General features: G+C 63.5%; 11 protein-coding genes. 3 read left to right on the forward strand and 8 right to left on the reverse strand.

The features are described 5' to 3' along the window. Positions 1 to 14: 14 nt before the first annotated feature. A complete protein-coding gene (locus M3I53_RS10110; RefSeq protein WP_254315805.1) occupies positions 15 to 1244 on the reverse strand; it encodes an MFS transporter in 1230 nt (409 codons plus the stop codon). A gap of 142 nt (positions 1245 to 1386) precedes the next feature. Between M3I53_RS10110 and M3I53_RS10115 the strand changes: the two genes are divergently transcribed. Beyond that, on the forward strand, positions 1387 to 2307 hold the full coding sequence (locus M3I53_RS10115; RefSeq protein WP_254315806.1) for a LysR family transcriptional regulator: 921 nt from the start codon (positions 1387 to 1389) through the stop codon (positions 2305 to 2307). 20 nt (positions 2308 to 2327) lie between these two features. On the opposite strand, the gene M3I53_RS10120 is transcribed toward M3I53_RS10115, so the two are convergent. The 5 genes from M3I53_RS10120 to M3I53_RS10140 form a co-directional block, all read right to left on the reverse strand. Beyond that, entirely contained in the window at positions 2328 to 2717 is a 390-nt protein-coding gene (locus M3I53_RS10120) for a nuclear transport factor 2 family protein (protein WP_254315807.1), read from the reverse strand. Between the two features lie 122 nt (positions 2718 to 2839). After that, positions 2840 to 4357 (reverse strand): CoA-acylating methylmalonate-semialdehyde dehydrogenase, encoded by a 1518-nt coding sequence (locus tag M3I53_RS10125; protein WP_254315808.1) that lies wholly within the window; start codon positions 4355 to 4357, stop codon positions 2840 to 2842. A gap of 298 nt (positions 4358 to 4655) precedes the next feature. Then, positions 4656 to 6188: an efflux transporter outer membrane subunit gene (locus tag M3I53_RS10130; protein ID WP_254315809.1), complete on the reverse strand. Its 1533-nt coding sequence runs from the start codon at positions 6186 to 6188 to the stop codon at positions 4656 to 4658. After that, positions 6185 to 7273 (reverse strand): HlyD family secretion protein, encoded by a 1089-nt coding sequence (locus tag M3I53_RS10135; protein WP_254315810.1) that lies wholly within the window; start codon positions 7271 to 7273, stop codon positions 6185 to 6187. Before M3I53_RS10135 ends, M3I53_RS10130 begins: the two co-directional genes overlap by 4 nt. 12 nt (positions 7274 to 7285) lie before the next feature. Continuing rightward, positions 7286 to 8911: an MFS transporter gene (locus M3I53_RS10140; protein WP_254315811.1), complete on the reverse strand. Its 1626-nt coding sequence runs from the start codon at positions 8909 to 8911 to the stop codon at positions 7286 to 7288. Positions 8912 to 9412: 501 nt separating this feature from the next. Here M3I53_RS10140 and M3I53_RS10145 point away from each other — a divergent pair. Further along, a complete protein-coding gene (locus M3I53_RS10145) occupies positions 9413 to 10435 on the forward strand; it encodes a LysR family transcriptional regulator (RefSeq protein WP_254315812.1) in 1023 nt (340 codons plus the stop codon). Here the strand turns inward: M3I53_RS10145 and mug are convergent. Next, a complete protein-coding gene (gene mug / locus M3I53_RS10150) occupies positions 10421 to 10987 on the reverse strand; it encodes a G/U mismatch-specific DNA glycosylase (RefSeq protein WP_254315813.1) in 567 nt (188 codons plus the stop codon). The two genes, M3I53_RS10145 and mug, sit on opposite strands and share 15 nt — an antisense overlap. Beyond that, entirely contained in the window at positions 10980 to 11945 is a 966-nt protein-coding gene (locus tag M3I53_RS10155) for a GlxA family transcriptional regulator (protein ID WP_254315814.1), read from the reverse strand. Before M3I53_RS10155 ends, mug begins: the two co-directional genes overlap by 8 nt. Before the next feature lie 310 nt (positions 11946 to 12255). On the opposite strand from M3I53_RS10155, the gene M3I53_RS10160 reads away from it, so the two are divergent. Continuing rightward, the gene (locus M3I53_RS10160; protein ID WP_254315815.1) at positions 12256 to 15081 is read left to right on the forward strand and encodes a 2-oxoglutarate dehydrogenase E1 component; all 2826 of its coding nucleotides are present in this window, start codon (positions 12256 to 12258) and stop codon (positions 15079 to 15081) included. Positions 15082 to 15097: the final 16 nt, after the last annotated feature.

Genomic DNA, 15097 nt, shown 5'->3' on the forward strand with positions numbered 1-15097 from the left:
CTCGACGCCTTGAATCAATCTGCCTTTGATGGGACCCGGCCCGCGGACTCGCGAGGCGCACCGATCCAGTGGATGGCGGCAGCCACGATGCCGAGCGCGACACCGAAGGCGACGATGCCCGACCAGCCAAAGCGGCTCATGAGCCAGCCGCTGACCGTCGCACCGACTGCGCCGCCGAAGAAGGTGGCCGTCATATAAAGGCTGTTGATGCGGCCTTGCGCTTTCGGATCGACCGAGAAGGCGCGCGTCTGGTTGGAGACGAGACCGGACTGCACGCCGATATCGAGCACGATCACGCCCACGATCAGCAGTGTGAGCGACGTGGCCGCGCCGGAGAGAAGCACGTAGGCGAGCGTCGCGATGCCGATACTGGCGCCGATGACCTTGCGGAAGCCCACGCGGTCGGTGGCGTTGCCGCCCAGCGAGGCGGCGAATGCGCCGGCCGCGCCGATGATGCCGAAGCCACCCGCCCACGCGCTGCCGAGGTGCCACGGCCCGCTCTTGAGGAGTGCGGCGAGATTGACCCAGAAGGCGTTGAAACAGGCCCACAGCAACGCCTGGATGATCATCGATTCGCGAATCGGACGATTGTCGCGAACGAGCGGCCACAGCGAAGCGAGCAGACGCCCATATGAAAGATTCGTCGAGGGCACGCCCTTCGGCAGCAGCGCAGCGGCGGCGATGAAAACCGGCACCATGAACGCGGCTTCCGTGCCGTACACCGCGCGCCAGCCCCACGCCGCGCCGATTACCCCCGCGATCGTACGGCCGACCAGGATGCCGACCATGATGCCGCTCACGACGGTGCCCACATTACGCCCGCGCTCGCTCGGCAACGACATGACGGCGGCGAACGGCACGAGCTGCTGGGGCACGCAACTCACGATGCCGAGCGCAAACGAAGCAGCGATCAACGCCGAGATGCCGGGCGCAACCGCCGCGGTCGCCGCAAAAACGAGCGCGAGTGCGATTTGCGTGAGTACGAGCTTGCGCCGGTCGAAGCGGTCGCCAAGCGGCAGCAGCAGCGCGAGGCCGGTTGAGAAGCCGAGCAGCGCGGCGCCGGCGACGAAATCGACGCCTGTGATGTTGACCCGCAGACTCGCTGCGATCAGCGGCAGAATCGGCTGCGTGCAATAGATGTTTGTGATCACTGCTCCTGCGATGATCGCCATCATGACGATCTTGCCGCGCGATGCGACGGCGGGCGTAGCTGCACTTTCTCGGGTGCTGGGTAAGCCGCTCACGACAACCTCCTTGTTCGTTGAATTTCTCCGGTCGTTGCAGCGATTTGCCGCGAGCCAGATTGAGGTCGAACGTTACGCGCTTGCATTTACGAAGAGAATCCCTCACGATCAAGATTCATCCTTCCACTATTTGATAGGGTCCATGAATCGCCTCGAAGCCATGGCCATCCTCGTTGCGGTCGCCGACGCGGGCAGTCTCTCGGCTGCCGCGCGGCGTCTCGACATGCCGCTCGCCACGGTGAGCCGCAAGGTGGGGGAGCTGGAAGCGCACCTGAAGACGCGCCTCTTTCACCGCACGACGCGCAAGCTTTCATTGACGGAAGCCGGCAGCGCATACGTGGCCGCGTGCCGGCGCATTCTCGAAGACATCGGCGAAGCCGAGCGCGCCGCAACGGGGGAATATGCCGCGCCCAAAGGCGAACTCGTGGTCACCGCGCCCGTTGCGTTCGGCCGCTTGCACGTGGTGCCGGTGGTGGCGGAATTCCTCGCGCACTATCCGGAGATCGACATCAATCTCCTGCTGACCGATCGCGTCGTTCATCTGATGGATGAACACGCGGACGTCGCGGTGCGCATTGGCGAGCTGCCCGACAGCACGTTGATCGCGACGCGCGTGGGCACGGTGCGCCGGGTCATTTGCGCCAGCCCCGCCTATCTCGAGAAGCACGGCGCGCCCGCTGAACCTGCGGACCTGGCCGCCCATCAATGCGTTACCTTCGAGGCGCTCGCGTCGCTGCGGGCGTGGGCTTTCGGCTCCGGCAAGTCGGAGCAGTCCGTGCCGGTTCATTCGCGGCTTGCCGTGAATACAGCGGACGCCGCTATCGAAGCCGCGATCCTCGGCGTGGGGCTCATACGCGTGCTGTCCTACCAGGTGGCACGCGCCGTTCGCGCCAACGAGTTGCGCGTCGTGCTCGAGGCGTTTGAAGCGGCGCCGCTGCCCGTCAATCTCGTGCATGCGGGGCAAGCGCCCCTGCCGCTGAAGCTGCGCGCGTTCCTCGACTTCGCGTCGCCGCGCCTGCGCGAGCGCACCGCTGGCGAACTCGTCAACGCCGTCACCCCGTGACGGCCTGAGCCGCCCACGCGTTAGCTGGTCGTGATTTTCTCAACCCATTGGCTGCGCCAAGCGGGCGCTTCAAAGGATTCCGAAAAATATTGGGTCTCGTGAACGACTTTGCCGTCACGGAATTCCATGATGCTCACAGTGAAAGCGGATCGCCCCTGGTAGGCGATGGTGTATTCGGTCACCCAGAGGTTGCCTTCGCCCTGCATGCTTCTGACCTTGAAACCGGAAGGTTTGCCGGGATGATGTCCGCGCAGCGCCTGCAAATTCCTGCGCCCGAGAATGCGTTCGCCCGACTGGGGGTAGTCGCAGATTGCGTCGTCGGCGTAGATGTCGTGTTCGGCTTCGAGATCGCCGGCCGCGGACGCCTGCCAGTGCGCATTCAGCACTTCACGTAGATTCGCGTGTTGCATGAACAACCTCCGGGATAAAGTACGACAGCACTCGTTCGCTTCGAAAGACCGACTACGCAAACTGCAAAGCGATAGACAGCCGGCCATCTTCAAGCGCGCGGCGTTTTCACGCCGCGCCTAACTTACTTCGGCGCGGCCATGGCAAATTCCGCGCCCTTGTCGATGCTGTCGGGCCAGCGCTGCGTCACGCTCTTGTAGCGCGTGTAGAAGCGCACGGCTTCTTCGCCGTAGGCGTGATGATCGCCGAACAGCGAACGCTTCCAGCCCCCGAATGAATGCCACGCCGACGGCACCGGACTTGGCACGTTGATGCCCACCATGCCAATCTGAATCTGCCGGGTAAAAGTGCGTGCCGCGGCGCCATCGGCCGTGAACAGCGTGACGCAATTGCCCAGTTCGTGGGCGTTGACGAGTTCGATTGCGCTCTGGAGATCCGGCACGCGCACCACCGAAAGCACCGGCCCGAAAATCTCTTCCCGATAGATCTTCATATCCGGCTTCACGTCGTCGAAGAGCGAGCCGCCGAGGAAGAAGCCCTCTTCGTGCCCCGCCACGGTATGGCCACGCCCGTCCACCACGAGCTTCGCGCCAGCGGCGACGCCCGCATCGATATACCCCGTCACCTTGGTGCGATGCGCCGCGCTGATGAGCGGCCCCATGTCGAGATCGCGTTCCATGCCCGCACCGATGCGCAGCGCGCGCACGCGCGGCGCGAGACGCTCGATCAGTTCGTCGCCAATGCGGCCTACCGCCACCGCGACCGACGTCGCCATGCAGCGCTCGCCCGCCGAGCCGTATGCGGAGTTGATCAGCGCATCGACGGCCTGATCGAGATTCGCGTCGGGCATGACGACGAGATGATTCTTGGCACTACCCAGCGCCTGCACGCGCTTGCCGCGTTTGGCGCCCTCTGCGTAGATATATTCGGCCACCGGCGTGGAGGCGACGACGGACATCGCGGCCACGTCGGGATGCTGGATCAGCGCATCGACGGTGCCCTTGTCGCCGTTCACCACGTTGAACACACCGTTGGGAAAGCCCGCCTCGATGAAGAGTTCCGCCAGCCGGATCGATGACGACGGCGTGCGCTCCGAGGGCTTGAGGATGAACGTGTTGCCGGTCGCGGCCGCCATGACGAACATCCAGCACGGCACCACCACGGGGAAATTGAATGGTGTGACGCCGGCAATCACGCCCAACGGCTGACGCAAATTCCAGCTGTCGACGCCGCTGCTGCTTTGGTCGGTGAAGCCGGTCTTGAGGAGGTTCGGAATCCCGCACGCGAATTCGACGATTTCGATGCCGCGCATCACCTCGCCCCTGGCGTCCGAAAGGAGCTTGCCGTGGTCGCGTGTAATGAGTTCGGCGATTTCGTCGAGGTGGGCCTCGAGCAGTTCCTTGAACTTGAACATCAAGCGCGCGCGTTTGAGCGGCGGGGTTTCGCTCCAGGGCGCAAACGCGGTTTTCGCGGCCGCGACGGCGGCGGCAACCTCAGTGGCATTCGCAACCGGCACGCGCGCCGTCATGCGGCCCTGCGCGGGATCGTAGACGTCGTTGAACCGGCCGCTCGCGCCAGCCGTGTATTGACCGTCGATGAAATGTTTCAGTTGGCGCACCGCGCCCTGATCGGCTTCGCTCATACATCCTTCCTTTCGTGGGTTTGGGCGCTGCGCGTGGATCGAAGAAAATCCGCCTCGCAGCGCGCATCAAGTCAAGTGGCCGGGCATCACCATGACTCCCCGCCAGGATCGGCAGGCAAAGACCGCCGACGAGAACAGTCTACGTTTTACGACTCCCTGCCGATGGGCTAGCTTCGACGGCTTTGGGACATTCCCGGCTCGTTTCTGGCCATCGAGACAAAGCACATATCACGGCTCTCCGAAGGGTCGAATGGCTTTGCGGCGCGGCGCGAGTTTGCGCTATCGTTCGGGCTATCGATTACCCGCCATATGTCGACTCCCATCCCCCTCCCAGCGCTTTACAAAGCGTAATGAGATTCGTAGCCGCCGTGGCTCTGCTTTGTTCGAGATTGCTTTGTGCTTCGAGCAGTTGCTTCTGCACGTTCAATACGTCGAGATAGTCGAGCGCCCCGGCCTTGTACCGCTCCCGCGCGACCGAGAGCGCGCGCTCGTTCATCGTCACGGCCTGGGCCAGCCGGTCGCGGCGGCGCTGTTCGGCGTCGTAGGTGACGAGCGCGTCGTCCACCTCCTGCCACGCGCGCAGCACCGTCTCCTTGTAGGCAATCGCCGCCTCCTGCTGTTGCGCCTCGCGCAGCTGGAGCGTCCCTTTCAGGCGACCGCCTTCGAAGATCGGAAATGTAATGGAAGGGCCAACGACGAACTGCCCGGACGCCCAACTGGCCAGACTCGAGAGCTGAAGACTCTGAAAGCCCGCGCTGCCGTTGAGCATGATGCGCGGATAAAAATCGGCCTTCGCCACGCCGATCGACGCCGTCGCCGCGTGGAGTTCGGCTTCCGCCTTGCGGATGTCCGGCCGGCGCTGCACGAGTTCGGAAGGAAAACCGATCGGCACCTGCGCGGGCAGCACCGGCACTTCCTGCGTTGCAGCCAGCGTCTGGCGCAGCGCGCCCGGTTCCGCGCCGAGCAGCAGGCCGATGGCATTGATCGTCGTTTCGGAGTGCGATTCGAGCGTGGGAATCAGGCTTTCGATATTCGCTACCTGCGCCGCAGCGTTCGAAACATCGAGATCCGTCGTGACGCCTTCATGCGCGCGCACCTGCGTGAGTTTCAGCGCGTCGTTGGCGATGTCCAGGTTTTGATGCGCGATCTGCAGGAGTTCCTGCGTGTCGCGCAACTCGATATAGTCTCGCGCAAGCTCCGCGCGCGCGCTCAGCAAGACCGCGTTCCGGTCCTCATACGAGGCTTCGGACAGCGCCGTCGCCGCTTCCACGCTGCGTCGCACGCGGCCCCATATATCGACCTCCCATGAAGCATCGAAGCCGACCTGATACAGGTTATAGGCGGGCGAACCCTTGGAGCCCGGCATGGCCGCCACGCCGAGGGGCGCGCTGCCCGAGGCCGACTGCGGCTGACTCTGCGTCGGCGTCACGCCGAGCAGCGAGAGGATGCCGTTCTCACTGCCGCGTTCGCGGTTATACGATGCGGCGCCGTCGAGCGTCGGATATTCGGCTGCGCCCGCAACGCGGCGCTCGGCGCGGCTTTGCAGCAGGCGTGCAGAGGCGGCGGCCACGTCCAGGTTCGCGTCGGCCAGTTGCTTTTCCAGGCCGTTCAGTACCGGGTCGTTGAACAGCGTCCACCACTCTGGACCAAACTGGCCTTCCACGGCTTTGCTCGGCGCCTGCGCCGTTTGTGTGCGGTTGAAGACCTCCGGCGTCGGCGACTTCGGCGGTTCGAAGTTTGGACCCACTGTGCAACCGGCTATTGTCAGGAACGCCAGGCACGCGAGAACCGCGAGAACGATCGCACGGCCAGCATATTTGCTCGTGTTCATTTTCTTTCCGCTCCCTCGGCCGTCGCTTCCTCGCCCCGGCCAACGGCCACTTCGGCTTCCACCGAGAGCCCGACGCTCAATGCCGCCGCAGCAGGCTGCCCGCGATCGATCGTGATCTTGACGGGCACGCGCTGCACCACCTTCGTAAAGTTGCCCGTGGCGTTGTCGGGTGCGATCGGCGCAAAGCTCACGCCGGTCGCCGGCGCGAGGCTGTCGATGCGGCCACGGATCACGACGCCGGGAAGGCTGTCGACCGTCACGCGCACGCTTTCGCCGGGCCGCATATTCGCGATCTGGCTCTCCTGGAAGTTGGCCACGACATAGGCATCCGAAAGCGGAACGATTGCCAGCACCGGTGCGCCGGGCGTCACGAATGCGCCGACCCGCGCCGAGCGGCGCCCGACCTTGCCGTCGACGGGCGCGCGGACCTCCGTATAGGAGAGGTTGAGCTTCGCCTGTTCGAGCACCGCCTCGGCGTGTTGGAGCGCACCGGCGGCCTTGTCGCGCTCGGTGCGCAAGACGTCCAGGTTTTGCTGGGTCGCCGACAGCACCGCCTGATCGTGCGACTGCTGCGCGAGCTGCTCGGCGAGCGTGCTCGAAGCCTGTTGCTGCTCCTGTGCAGTCCCCGCCCCCGCCGTGGAAAGATTCTGGTAGCGCGCTGCGTTGGCACGCGCAAAGCCGATCGACGCGTCGTCGGCGCGCAGCGTGGCGCGCGCCTGATCGACGAGCGACGGCTGGCGTGCGATCTGCGCGTCGAAGTTCGCCACCGACGCCTTCGCGCCCGCCACCTCCGCCTCAGCGCTCATCAACGCGGCGTGATAGTCGCGGTCGTCGATTCGCACCAGCAACTGGCCGGCCTTCACGTCCTCGTTGTCATTCACCAGCACGTCCGCGATCTGCCCGGCGACTCGCGGCGCGACGAGCGTGAAATCCGCGGTGACGTAGGCGTCGTTCGTGGATTCCGAACTGGAGTGAGACAGGAGCTTCGTGCCGCCCCACGCAGCGACGCCGACAACGGCGACGACTGCCGCAATACGAAGCCATTTCAACCTGGACGGTGAGGGTGTGGGTTTAGTCGATGACATGGAGAACGGACCTCATTTCGAAGCGGGCGGCGTAGTGCTCCACGGCGGATAGATCCGCACCGGCAGCACCGGAACAAGAAGAAGCAGAACGAGCGCAACGCACGCCATCACCCGGTAGAGATCGGCGGAAGTCAGCACGACGGCCTGCTCGTGAATACGGTGTGCGAGTTGCCCCAGCGCGTAGGGGGTGTCGAGGCCAGGGCCCGCCACCAGTGCGCGGTTGCCCAACTGGTCGACGAGCATGCTCGAATGGAAATGTTCGCGCGCGGTGCCCACCCCCTCGATCAGACCCGATGCCATGGCGGCGGAGAACGTCTTGACCGTATTGAACATGGCGGAAGCGAACGGCCCCTCCGGCGGCGGCAAACCCGTCGTGACGCCCATGAGGATCGACATGATCACCAGGGGCTGCGCGATGATCTGCAGCACCTGCAGCACATAGAAGTTGTCGCGAATCCATTCGGACGTCATGAAGCTGCCGAGGGCGCACGTCGTGAACATCAGCGACAGACCGATTGCGATCACCCAGCGGTGATCGGCGCGCCGCGTGTTCAATAACGCCGCCGCAAAAGGAAGCGTAATCAGCAGCGGAATGGCGAGCAGCAGCGAGAGCGGCGCGGTCTGCAGCGGCCGGTACGCGTGAACCTTGGCGAGAAACTGCCCGGGTATCGCCGCGACGCCCACCAGCAGAATCACGGTGCCGACCAAGGTCGATAGTCCGTGCGTGAAATTCCTGCGCTCGAGTAACTGGAGCTTGAAAAAGGGCACGGGCTGAAACCACTCGTTGACGAGGAAGACCACGAGCAGCAGAATGCCGCCGCCCAACATCACGCGGATAAAGTCCGATTCGAACCAGTCGAGCCGGTCGCCTTGCAAAAGCCCGGTCACGAGCATGGCAAACGCGGGGAAGCCCGCAATCAAGCCTATCCAGTTGAAGGCACGAAAGCGCTCGAGCTTGACCGGATCGGCGGGCAGCCCCTGCTGAATCGCGATACAGCACAGCACGCCGAGCGGAATGATTTGCCAGAACGCCATGCGCCAGCTCACGAACTCCGTCCACACGGCGGCGAGCGGTGTCCCGAGCGCCGGCCCGAAGGTTGCCGTGAGCGCATAGCCGGCGAGCCCATACAGCTTGAATTTAGGCGGCAGATAACGCAGCGCCACGATGATCAGCATGGGGGGCAGACAGCCGCCCGCGATTCCCTGGAAGATACGCAAGACGTAGAGCGTCGCCAGATTCGGCGCAAACGGGCACAGCAATCCGAACAACATCGTGGCGAGCACGGCGCCGATCGTGAAGCGCTTGAGCGTAAGGGTGATGCCGAACCAGGGGGCGAATACCATCGTCGCGACATTGGCGGCTTCGAACAGCGAGGTGAGCCACGTCCCGTCGTCATGCCCGATCAGGAACGCGCCCTGGATATCGGCCATCGCCGCCGCAGTCACCTGTTCGTTGAGGATGGCCAGCAACGAAGCGAACAACATGCCGAGCAGGCCCACCACGATGCGCCCCGTGAACGCCACTTGCGCGGGGGCAGGCGGCGCCGGCGACGCGGCTTCGCGCACAGGGCGTGGCTCCAGCGCCTGTGGTTCCGTTGCCGCTTTCGTTCCAGTCGTCAAAGGGTTCGCGGTTGTCATGGCGATCAGCAACTTCCCGGGTTTCGTTAGCTGTACTGTTTGATGTGGCTATTTCACTGTGGGGCCATTCAGTGCCCTGCGTCCTCATGCGATACGATGACCACACCATCGTTTTCGCCGCGCATTGTTGCTGTTCACTGACGGCTTTATTGTCAGAGATGAACCCAATTTCTTAAAGCCTCGCCTGGTCTGATTTTGGGCCATCTAGTACGAGAATTTTGCCAGGCCGACCGGGCAAGGTCCGCCAGCGCATGTGCGCCGCGTCAACGCAAACCTGACTGATTACGCATGGGTCAGTTCTGCACGCTTTTGAGCCAATCCAGGTGGCGAGACGTCAACAGAAGGCACAGGATGCTTAGAATCGCGGCGTATGCATTAAGGCCGCGGGCTAATCGCTGTGAAGACGATTAACGAAGTTTGAAAACGAACCGGCAACGGTAGGTGCCGAAAGGCTTCTACTTTTGTTATCCGTTTGCAAGAGACCTGGATTGGGAAGTCAAGATGGACAGATTACGCGAGATGGAGGTTTTTGTAGCCATCATCGAACGCGGCAGCTTCAGCGCCGCATCTGAAAAATTCGGCTTGTCGCGAGCGGCGGTGTCGCGGGCGGTGAACGCGCTCGAAACGCGCCTGGGCGCCCAGCTGCTCGCGCGCACGACACGCTCGTTGCGGCCCACGGACGCCGGCGTCGCTTACCTCGAGGCCTGCCGCAAACTGCTGGATGGCATCACCGACGCAGAGTCGCATATCGCCACGAATCTCGCCAACCCGGTGGGCACGCTCACGATTACGGCGCCGGTGCAACTCGGCCAGCGCTTTATCGCTCCGCTCGTCAACGCCTACTCGCTGCGCTATCCCGACGTCAGTGTGAACGCCGTTTACCTCGATCGTCCCACGCGCCTGCTCGAAGAAGGTATGGATGTCGCCATACGTATTGGCCGTCTCGAAGATTCGTCGACTTTCGCGGTGCGCCTGGGATCCGTGCGGCGGCAAACCTTCGCGTCCCCCGCTTATCTCGCCGGGCATGGTGAGCCCATGCATCCGCGAGACCTGGCCGGCCACCACTGCGTGTCCTTTACCGGTGTTTCCCAACCGTTCGAGTGGATGTTTTACGAAAACAACGCAAAGATTCCTGTACGACTGCAGCCGCGCCTGATCGTCAATCTCGCGCCCGCCGCCATTTCGGCCGCGCAAGACGGCGTAGGTATCACGCAGTTGCTGTCTTATCAGGCCGCAACCGAAGTCGCTTGCGGAAATCTGGTGCCCGTTTTGCGCGCATACGAGCCCGAATCGGTGCCCGTCAGCCTGCTTCACGTCGAACGGCGCGGTACGAGTGGAAAGATCCGGTCCTTCGTGGAGTTCGTGACCGAAACGCTGCGCAACAACCCGTATCTTCAATGTGCGAGCGGATTGAAGACCGAAGGCGAATGTACGCCGGCTCAAGATAATCGCGAACTCACAAGGAGGCGTTCCGAAGCGCCAGCCCCTTATCTACAGCCGCTTATTCATTCACTCGACGATTGAAGACGACTGAGCCGCCATCCGAAGTTCGCGGTACGCGCTCACGAGCGCGTCGAGGCTGTATGCGCGATTCAAGCCGCTAGGGTTCGGCAGAACCCACACACGCGCGCCGCCGAACCTGCTCGATTGCAAACCCCATTGGATATCGCGCTGGCCGGACATTTCGGCAAGCGCCATCTTGCCAAGAAAGGCGATGAACCGTGGCGCGTAGTATTGAACCTTGAGTTCGAATTGCGCCCCGGCAGCCTGAATCTCCGCTCTGGACAATTCGTCCGCGCGTGCCGTCGCGCGCGAGACCGCCGTAGTCAGACCAAAGCCATGCTGCAGCAACTCACGGTCGTTCTCGGGGCGAAATTCTTCGGGCGTAAAACCAGCGCGATGGAGCACTCGCCAAAAGCGGTTCCCTCTGCCATCGAAGTGGCGCCCCGTGGCCGCCGCACGCATGCCCGGATTGATTCCGCAAAACAAGACCGACAAGCGGGGTTCGATGATATCGGGAAGCAATGGCGCGGCATTGGCGTTTGCCAGCTCCGCCAGGGAATCGTCGCTACGCACTCGCCTCCCCGCGGAATCGCAGGCGATATTGTTTTGGCGTGACGTTCAGGCGCCGCGAGAACGTCGTGCGCATATGCGTGGCGCTATGAAAGCCGCATTTGAATGCGACCGTCTTGAGCGGTGCATCCGTGTCCTCCAGGAGTTTCCTCGCCGTGTCGACGCGAACCTGCTCGACGAATCCGGAGGGCGTCACCTTGGCGTTTTTGGCGAATATGCGCGACAAGGTGCGCCGGCTCACGGCAGCCGCGCTCGCCAGCGCCTCGATCGAAAGCGTATCGGTGATATGTTCGCTCACGTAGCGATACACCTTACTGAGTATGGGGTCCTCGTCCTTGCCGGCGCCGACATACGGGCTGTACTGAGACTGCCCCCCTTCGCGCTGGATATACACCACCAGCCGCTTCGCAACCCGCACCGCCAGTTCGTGTCCCCAGTCTTCGGCCACCAGCGCGAGGCACAGATCGATGCCCGCGGTCACGCCCGCCGACGTGAACAGCCGCCCGTCGCGAACGAAAATGCGGTCCGGCTGCACATTGGCGTGCGGGAATTCATTGGACAGACGCCCGGCATCCGACCAGTGGGTCGTCACTTCCTTGCCGTCGAGCAGCCCTGCATGAGCGAGCACGAAAGCGCCGTTGCACACCGAACCAAAGCGGCTCGCACTGCGCGCCTGGTTTTGCAGCCAGGCCAGAAACTCATTCGACGGATGCACGTCGGGCAACTGCGGCCCGCCAGCCACGAGCAGCAGGTCCCATTGCACGTCGCTGTCGGCATAGCCGCGGGAGACCGCCAGTTGCATGCCGTTCGAGCAGGTCACGGCGCCCGCCTCGCGCCCGACGAGCGTCACCTCATAGCGCTGATGCTCGGAGAGAAATGTATTCGCCTCGGCGAACACATCGAGTGGGCCTGCAACATCTAGCGCCTGCACACCATCGAATACAACAATGGCGACTTTCATGCCGTGACCTTCAGAGGTGGCGTCCCAACCAGGACCGTGGCGCAGCTTAACGCATCGCCGTTAAGCGATGCAGTCTGTCCCCGGAAAAAGTATTTTGCGTCGGTGTAACAAATCGGCAGCGTGGCCCAAAACGTCCACTAGTTGGCAGGCGGCGGCACCACGCGCGCGTTTCGCCCGCTGCCCCGCATAACTAGACTGTGTTCACGACTGCGGCTGGCAAACAACCCGCGCGGACCGGCAGGCGTTAGCGCCACCACCCCACGTGTTGCACCCGACATTGGACCGCACACCGACCAAAGGCAGACTCATCATGTTGAAAGAACGTCAGAGCTCTTTCCTCTTCGGGGGCAACGCCCCCTACGTCGAAGAGCAATATGAAACTTACCTGGCTGAGCCGGAGGCGGTCACCAGTGAATGGCGGGCGTGGTTCGATGCATTGCGCGAAACGCCCGCTATCGACGGCAGCGATCGCGACGACGAGCCGCACGCCCCCGTCATTTCCCGCTTTGTCGAGCATGCGAAGCGGCCGCCGCGCACGATCGTCCAGGCCGATACCACCGTCGCGAACGACTCCGGTCTTGGCCTCGCGCGCAAGCAGGTCGCGGTACAGTCGCTGATCGCCGCGTTCCGCATGATCGGCACGCGCACGGCCGATCTCGATCCGCTGATGTGGACCCCGCCGCGCGCCTACGCCGAATTGACCCCGGCTTACTACGGCCTGACGCCCGCGGACATGGCGACGACCTTCAGCACCGCGGACACGTTCCTGTTCGACGACGACGCCACGCTGCAGGAACTCGTCGCGGCACTGGAGCAAACCTACACGGGCACGCTCGGCGCCGAGTTCATGCATCTGACCGACGCAGAGCAGCGACGCTGGTGGCAGATGCAGCTCGAATCCACGCGAGCGAGGCCGTCGCTGCAGGCCCCGGAAAAGCGTCGACTGCTGGAACGACTGAGCGCGGCAGAAGGCCTCGAGAAATACCTGCATGCACGCTACGTCGGGCAGACGCGCTTCTCGCTCGAAGGCGCGGAGTCGCTGATTCCGATGCTCGACGAAGTCGTCCGCTACGGCGCTTCGAAAAAGCTGCGCGCGGTGGTGATGGGCATGGCGCACCGCGGACGCCTGAATGTTCTGGTGAATATCGTCGGCAAGCCGTTGCGTGCGCTGTTCGACGAGTTCGATGGCAAGGATTCCGAACGACTTACCGCAGGCGACGTGAAGTACCATAAGGGCTTTGCGAGTTCGGTCGACACCCCTCATGGGCCGGTCGAGGTCACGCTCGCGTTCAACCCGTCGCATCTGGAAATCGTCAATCCGGTCGTGCAGGGCATGGCGCGCGCCAAGGGCGAGCTCCTCGGCAGCACCGACGGCGTCGAGGTTCTGCCGGTCGAGATTCACGGCGACGCGGCAATGTCCGGCCAGGGTGTCGTAATGGAAACCTTGGGCCTCTCCTATACGCGCGGCCACGGCACGGGCGGCACCCTTCATATCGTCATCAACAATCGGATCGGCTTCACGACCTCCGATCCGCGCGACACGCGTTCGTCGTTCTACACCACGGACGTCGCGAAGACGATCGAGGCGCCCATCCTGCATGTGAATGGCGACGACCCCGAAGCCGTCGCGATGGCGGTGCGCCTCGCCCTCGACTATCGCACCGCGTTCAAGCGGAGCGTCGTCATCGATCTCGTGTGCTTCCGCAAATACGGGCACCAGGAACAGGACACGCCGGGCATCACGCAGCCGCTGATGTATCGCGCGATCGCCAGTCACCCCGGCGTGAGAACACGCTATGCCCACAAGCTGATTCAACAAGGCGTGTTGACAGCCGAAGAAGCAGATGGCTACGTCAGCGCGCGGCGTGAACTGCTCAGGCATGCGAACGAAACCGACGGCTCCGATGCTTCCTTCTCACGAGAAGAAGCGGCCAGGCCAGCTTCCCGGTCCGCCCCTTCGACTGAAGCGCTGCGCGGTCTCGCGCATCAGATCTCGACCGTTCCTGAAGGCCTGGCGCTTCATCCGCTCGTCAAGAAGATGATGACCGGGCGCCAGGAAATGGCCTCGGGAAAGCAGCCGCTCGACTGGGGCATGGGCGAGCATCTGGCATTCGCTTCCCTGCTCGGCGCGGGAGTCAGCGTTCGACTGAGCGGGCAGGATAGCGCGCGGGGGACGTTCAATCATCGTCACGCCGTGCTCCACGATCAAACGCGCGTGAACCGGCCTGATGGCGTCTATATTCCGCTCGATCACCTCGCTGATGCGAGTGGCAACGTCCCAGGCCACTTCAGCGTGACGAACTCCATCCTTTCCGAAGCGGCGGTGCTCGCGTTCGAGTACGGCTACACGACGGTGAATCGCGATGCGCTAGTGATCTGGGAGGCGCAATTCGGCGACTTCGCAAACGGCGCGCAGGTAGTGATCGATCAGTTCATCGCAGCGGGCGCCGCAAAGTGGGGGCAACACAGCGGCCTGACGCTCTTCCTTCCTCACGGTCAGGAAGGCGCGGGGCCCGAGCACGCATCGGCGAGGCTCGAACGATATCTGCAACTGAGCGCGCAGGACAACATGCGCGTCGCCCAGCCGACCACGCCCGCGCAGCTATTCCATTTGCTGCGCAGGCAGGCGCTCGACTCCGATCGCCGCCCGCTTGTCGTCATGACACCCAAGTCGCTGTTGCGGCACCCGGAAGCGGTCAGCACATTTGAAGCATTGAGCGAGGGCGCATTCCACGAAGTCCTGCCGGATACGCGGGTCGAGGCATCGCGGGAATCCAGCGTCGAGCGCGTTATTGTGGCCACGGGCAAGGTGTACTACGAATTGCTCGAGCATCGCCGCGCGAGCGCGACCGACACGCCGATCATCCGCGTCGAACAGCTTTATCCGTTTCCCGCGCAACAGTTGGCTGCCGAACTCGCGCGCTATTCCAACCTGAAGACGCTCGTCTGGTGTCAGGAGGAGTCGCGCAACCAGGGCGCGTGGAGTTTCGTCGAGCCGCAGTTGCGCGAACTCCTGCCCACGGGCGCGAAGCTCATCTACGCCGGTCCTGATGCCGGCGCATCGACCGCGCCGGGCTACCATTCGGCGCACGTCGCGCGGCAATCCGCGTTGGTCGAGCAGGCGTTCACGGGGTAACGACGCATGCGTGTCG

It is taken from the genome of Paraburkholderia sp. CNPSo 3272 (assembly GCF_024206495.1).
GTDB lineage: Bacteria > Pseudomonadota > Gammaproteobacteria > Burkholderiales > Burkholderiaceae > Paraburkholderia.

Coding starts and splice junctions, on each gene's coding strand:
- M3I53_RS10140 (WP_254315811.1), bottom strand. CDS start 8,911: ATGACAACCGCGAACCCTTTGACGACTGGAACGAAAGCGGCAACGGAA.
- M3I53_RS10125 (WP_254315808.1), bottom strand. CDS start 4,357: ATGAGCGAAGCCGATCAGGGCGCGGTGCGCCAACTGAAACATTTCATC.
- M3I53_RS10160 (WP_254315815.1), top strand. CDS start 12,256: ATGTTGAAAGAACGTCAGAGCTCTTTCCTCTTCGGGGGCAACGCCCCC.
- M3I53_RS10135 (WP_254315810.1), bottom strand. CDS start 7,273: ATGTCATCGACTAAACCCACACCCTCACCGTCCAGGTTGAAATGGCTT.
- M3I53_RS10130 (WP_254315809.1), bottom strand. CDS start 6,188: ATGAACACGAGCAAATATGCTGGCCGTGCGATCGTTCTCGCGGTTCTC.
- M3I53_RS10120 (WP_254315807.1), bottom strand. CDS start 2,717: ATGCAACACGCGAATCTACGTGAAGTGCTGAATGCGCACTGGCAGGCG.
- M3I53_RS10155 (WP_254315814.1), bottom strand. CDS start 11,945: ATGAAAGTCGCCATTGTTGTATTCGATGGTGTGCAGGCGCTAGATGTT.
- M3I53_RS10115 (WP_254315806.1), top strand. CDS start 1,387: ATGAATCGCCTCGAAGCCATGGCCATCCTCGTTGCGGTCGCCGACGCG.
- M3I53_RS10145 (WP_254315812.1), top strand. CDS start 9,413: ATGGACAGATTACGCGAGATGGAGGTTTTTGTAGCCATCATCGAACGC.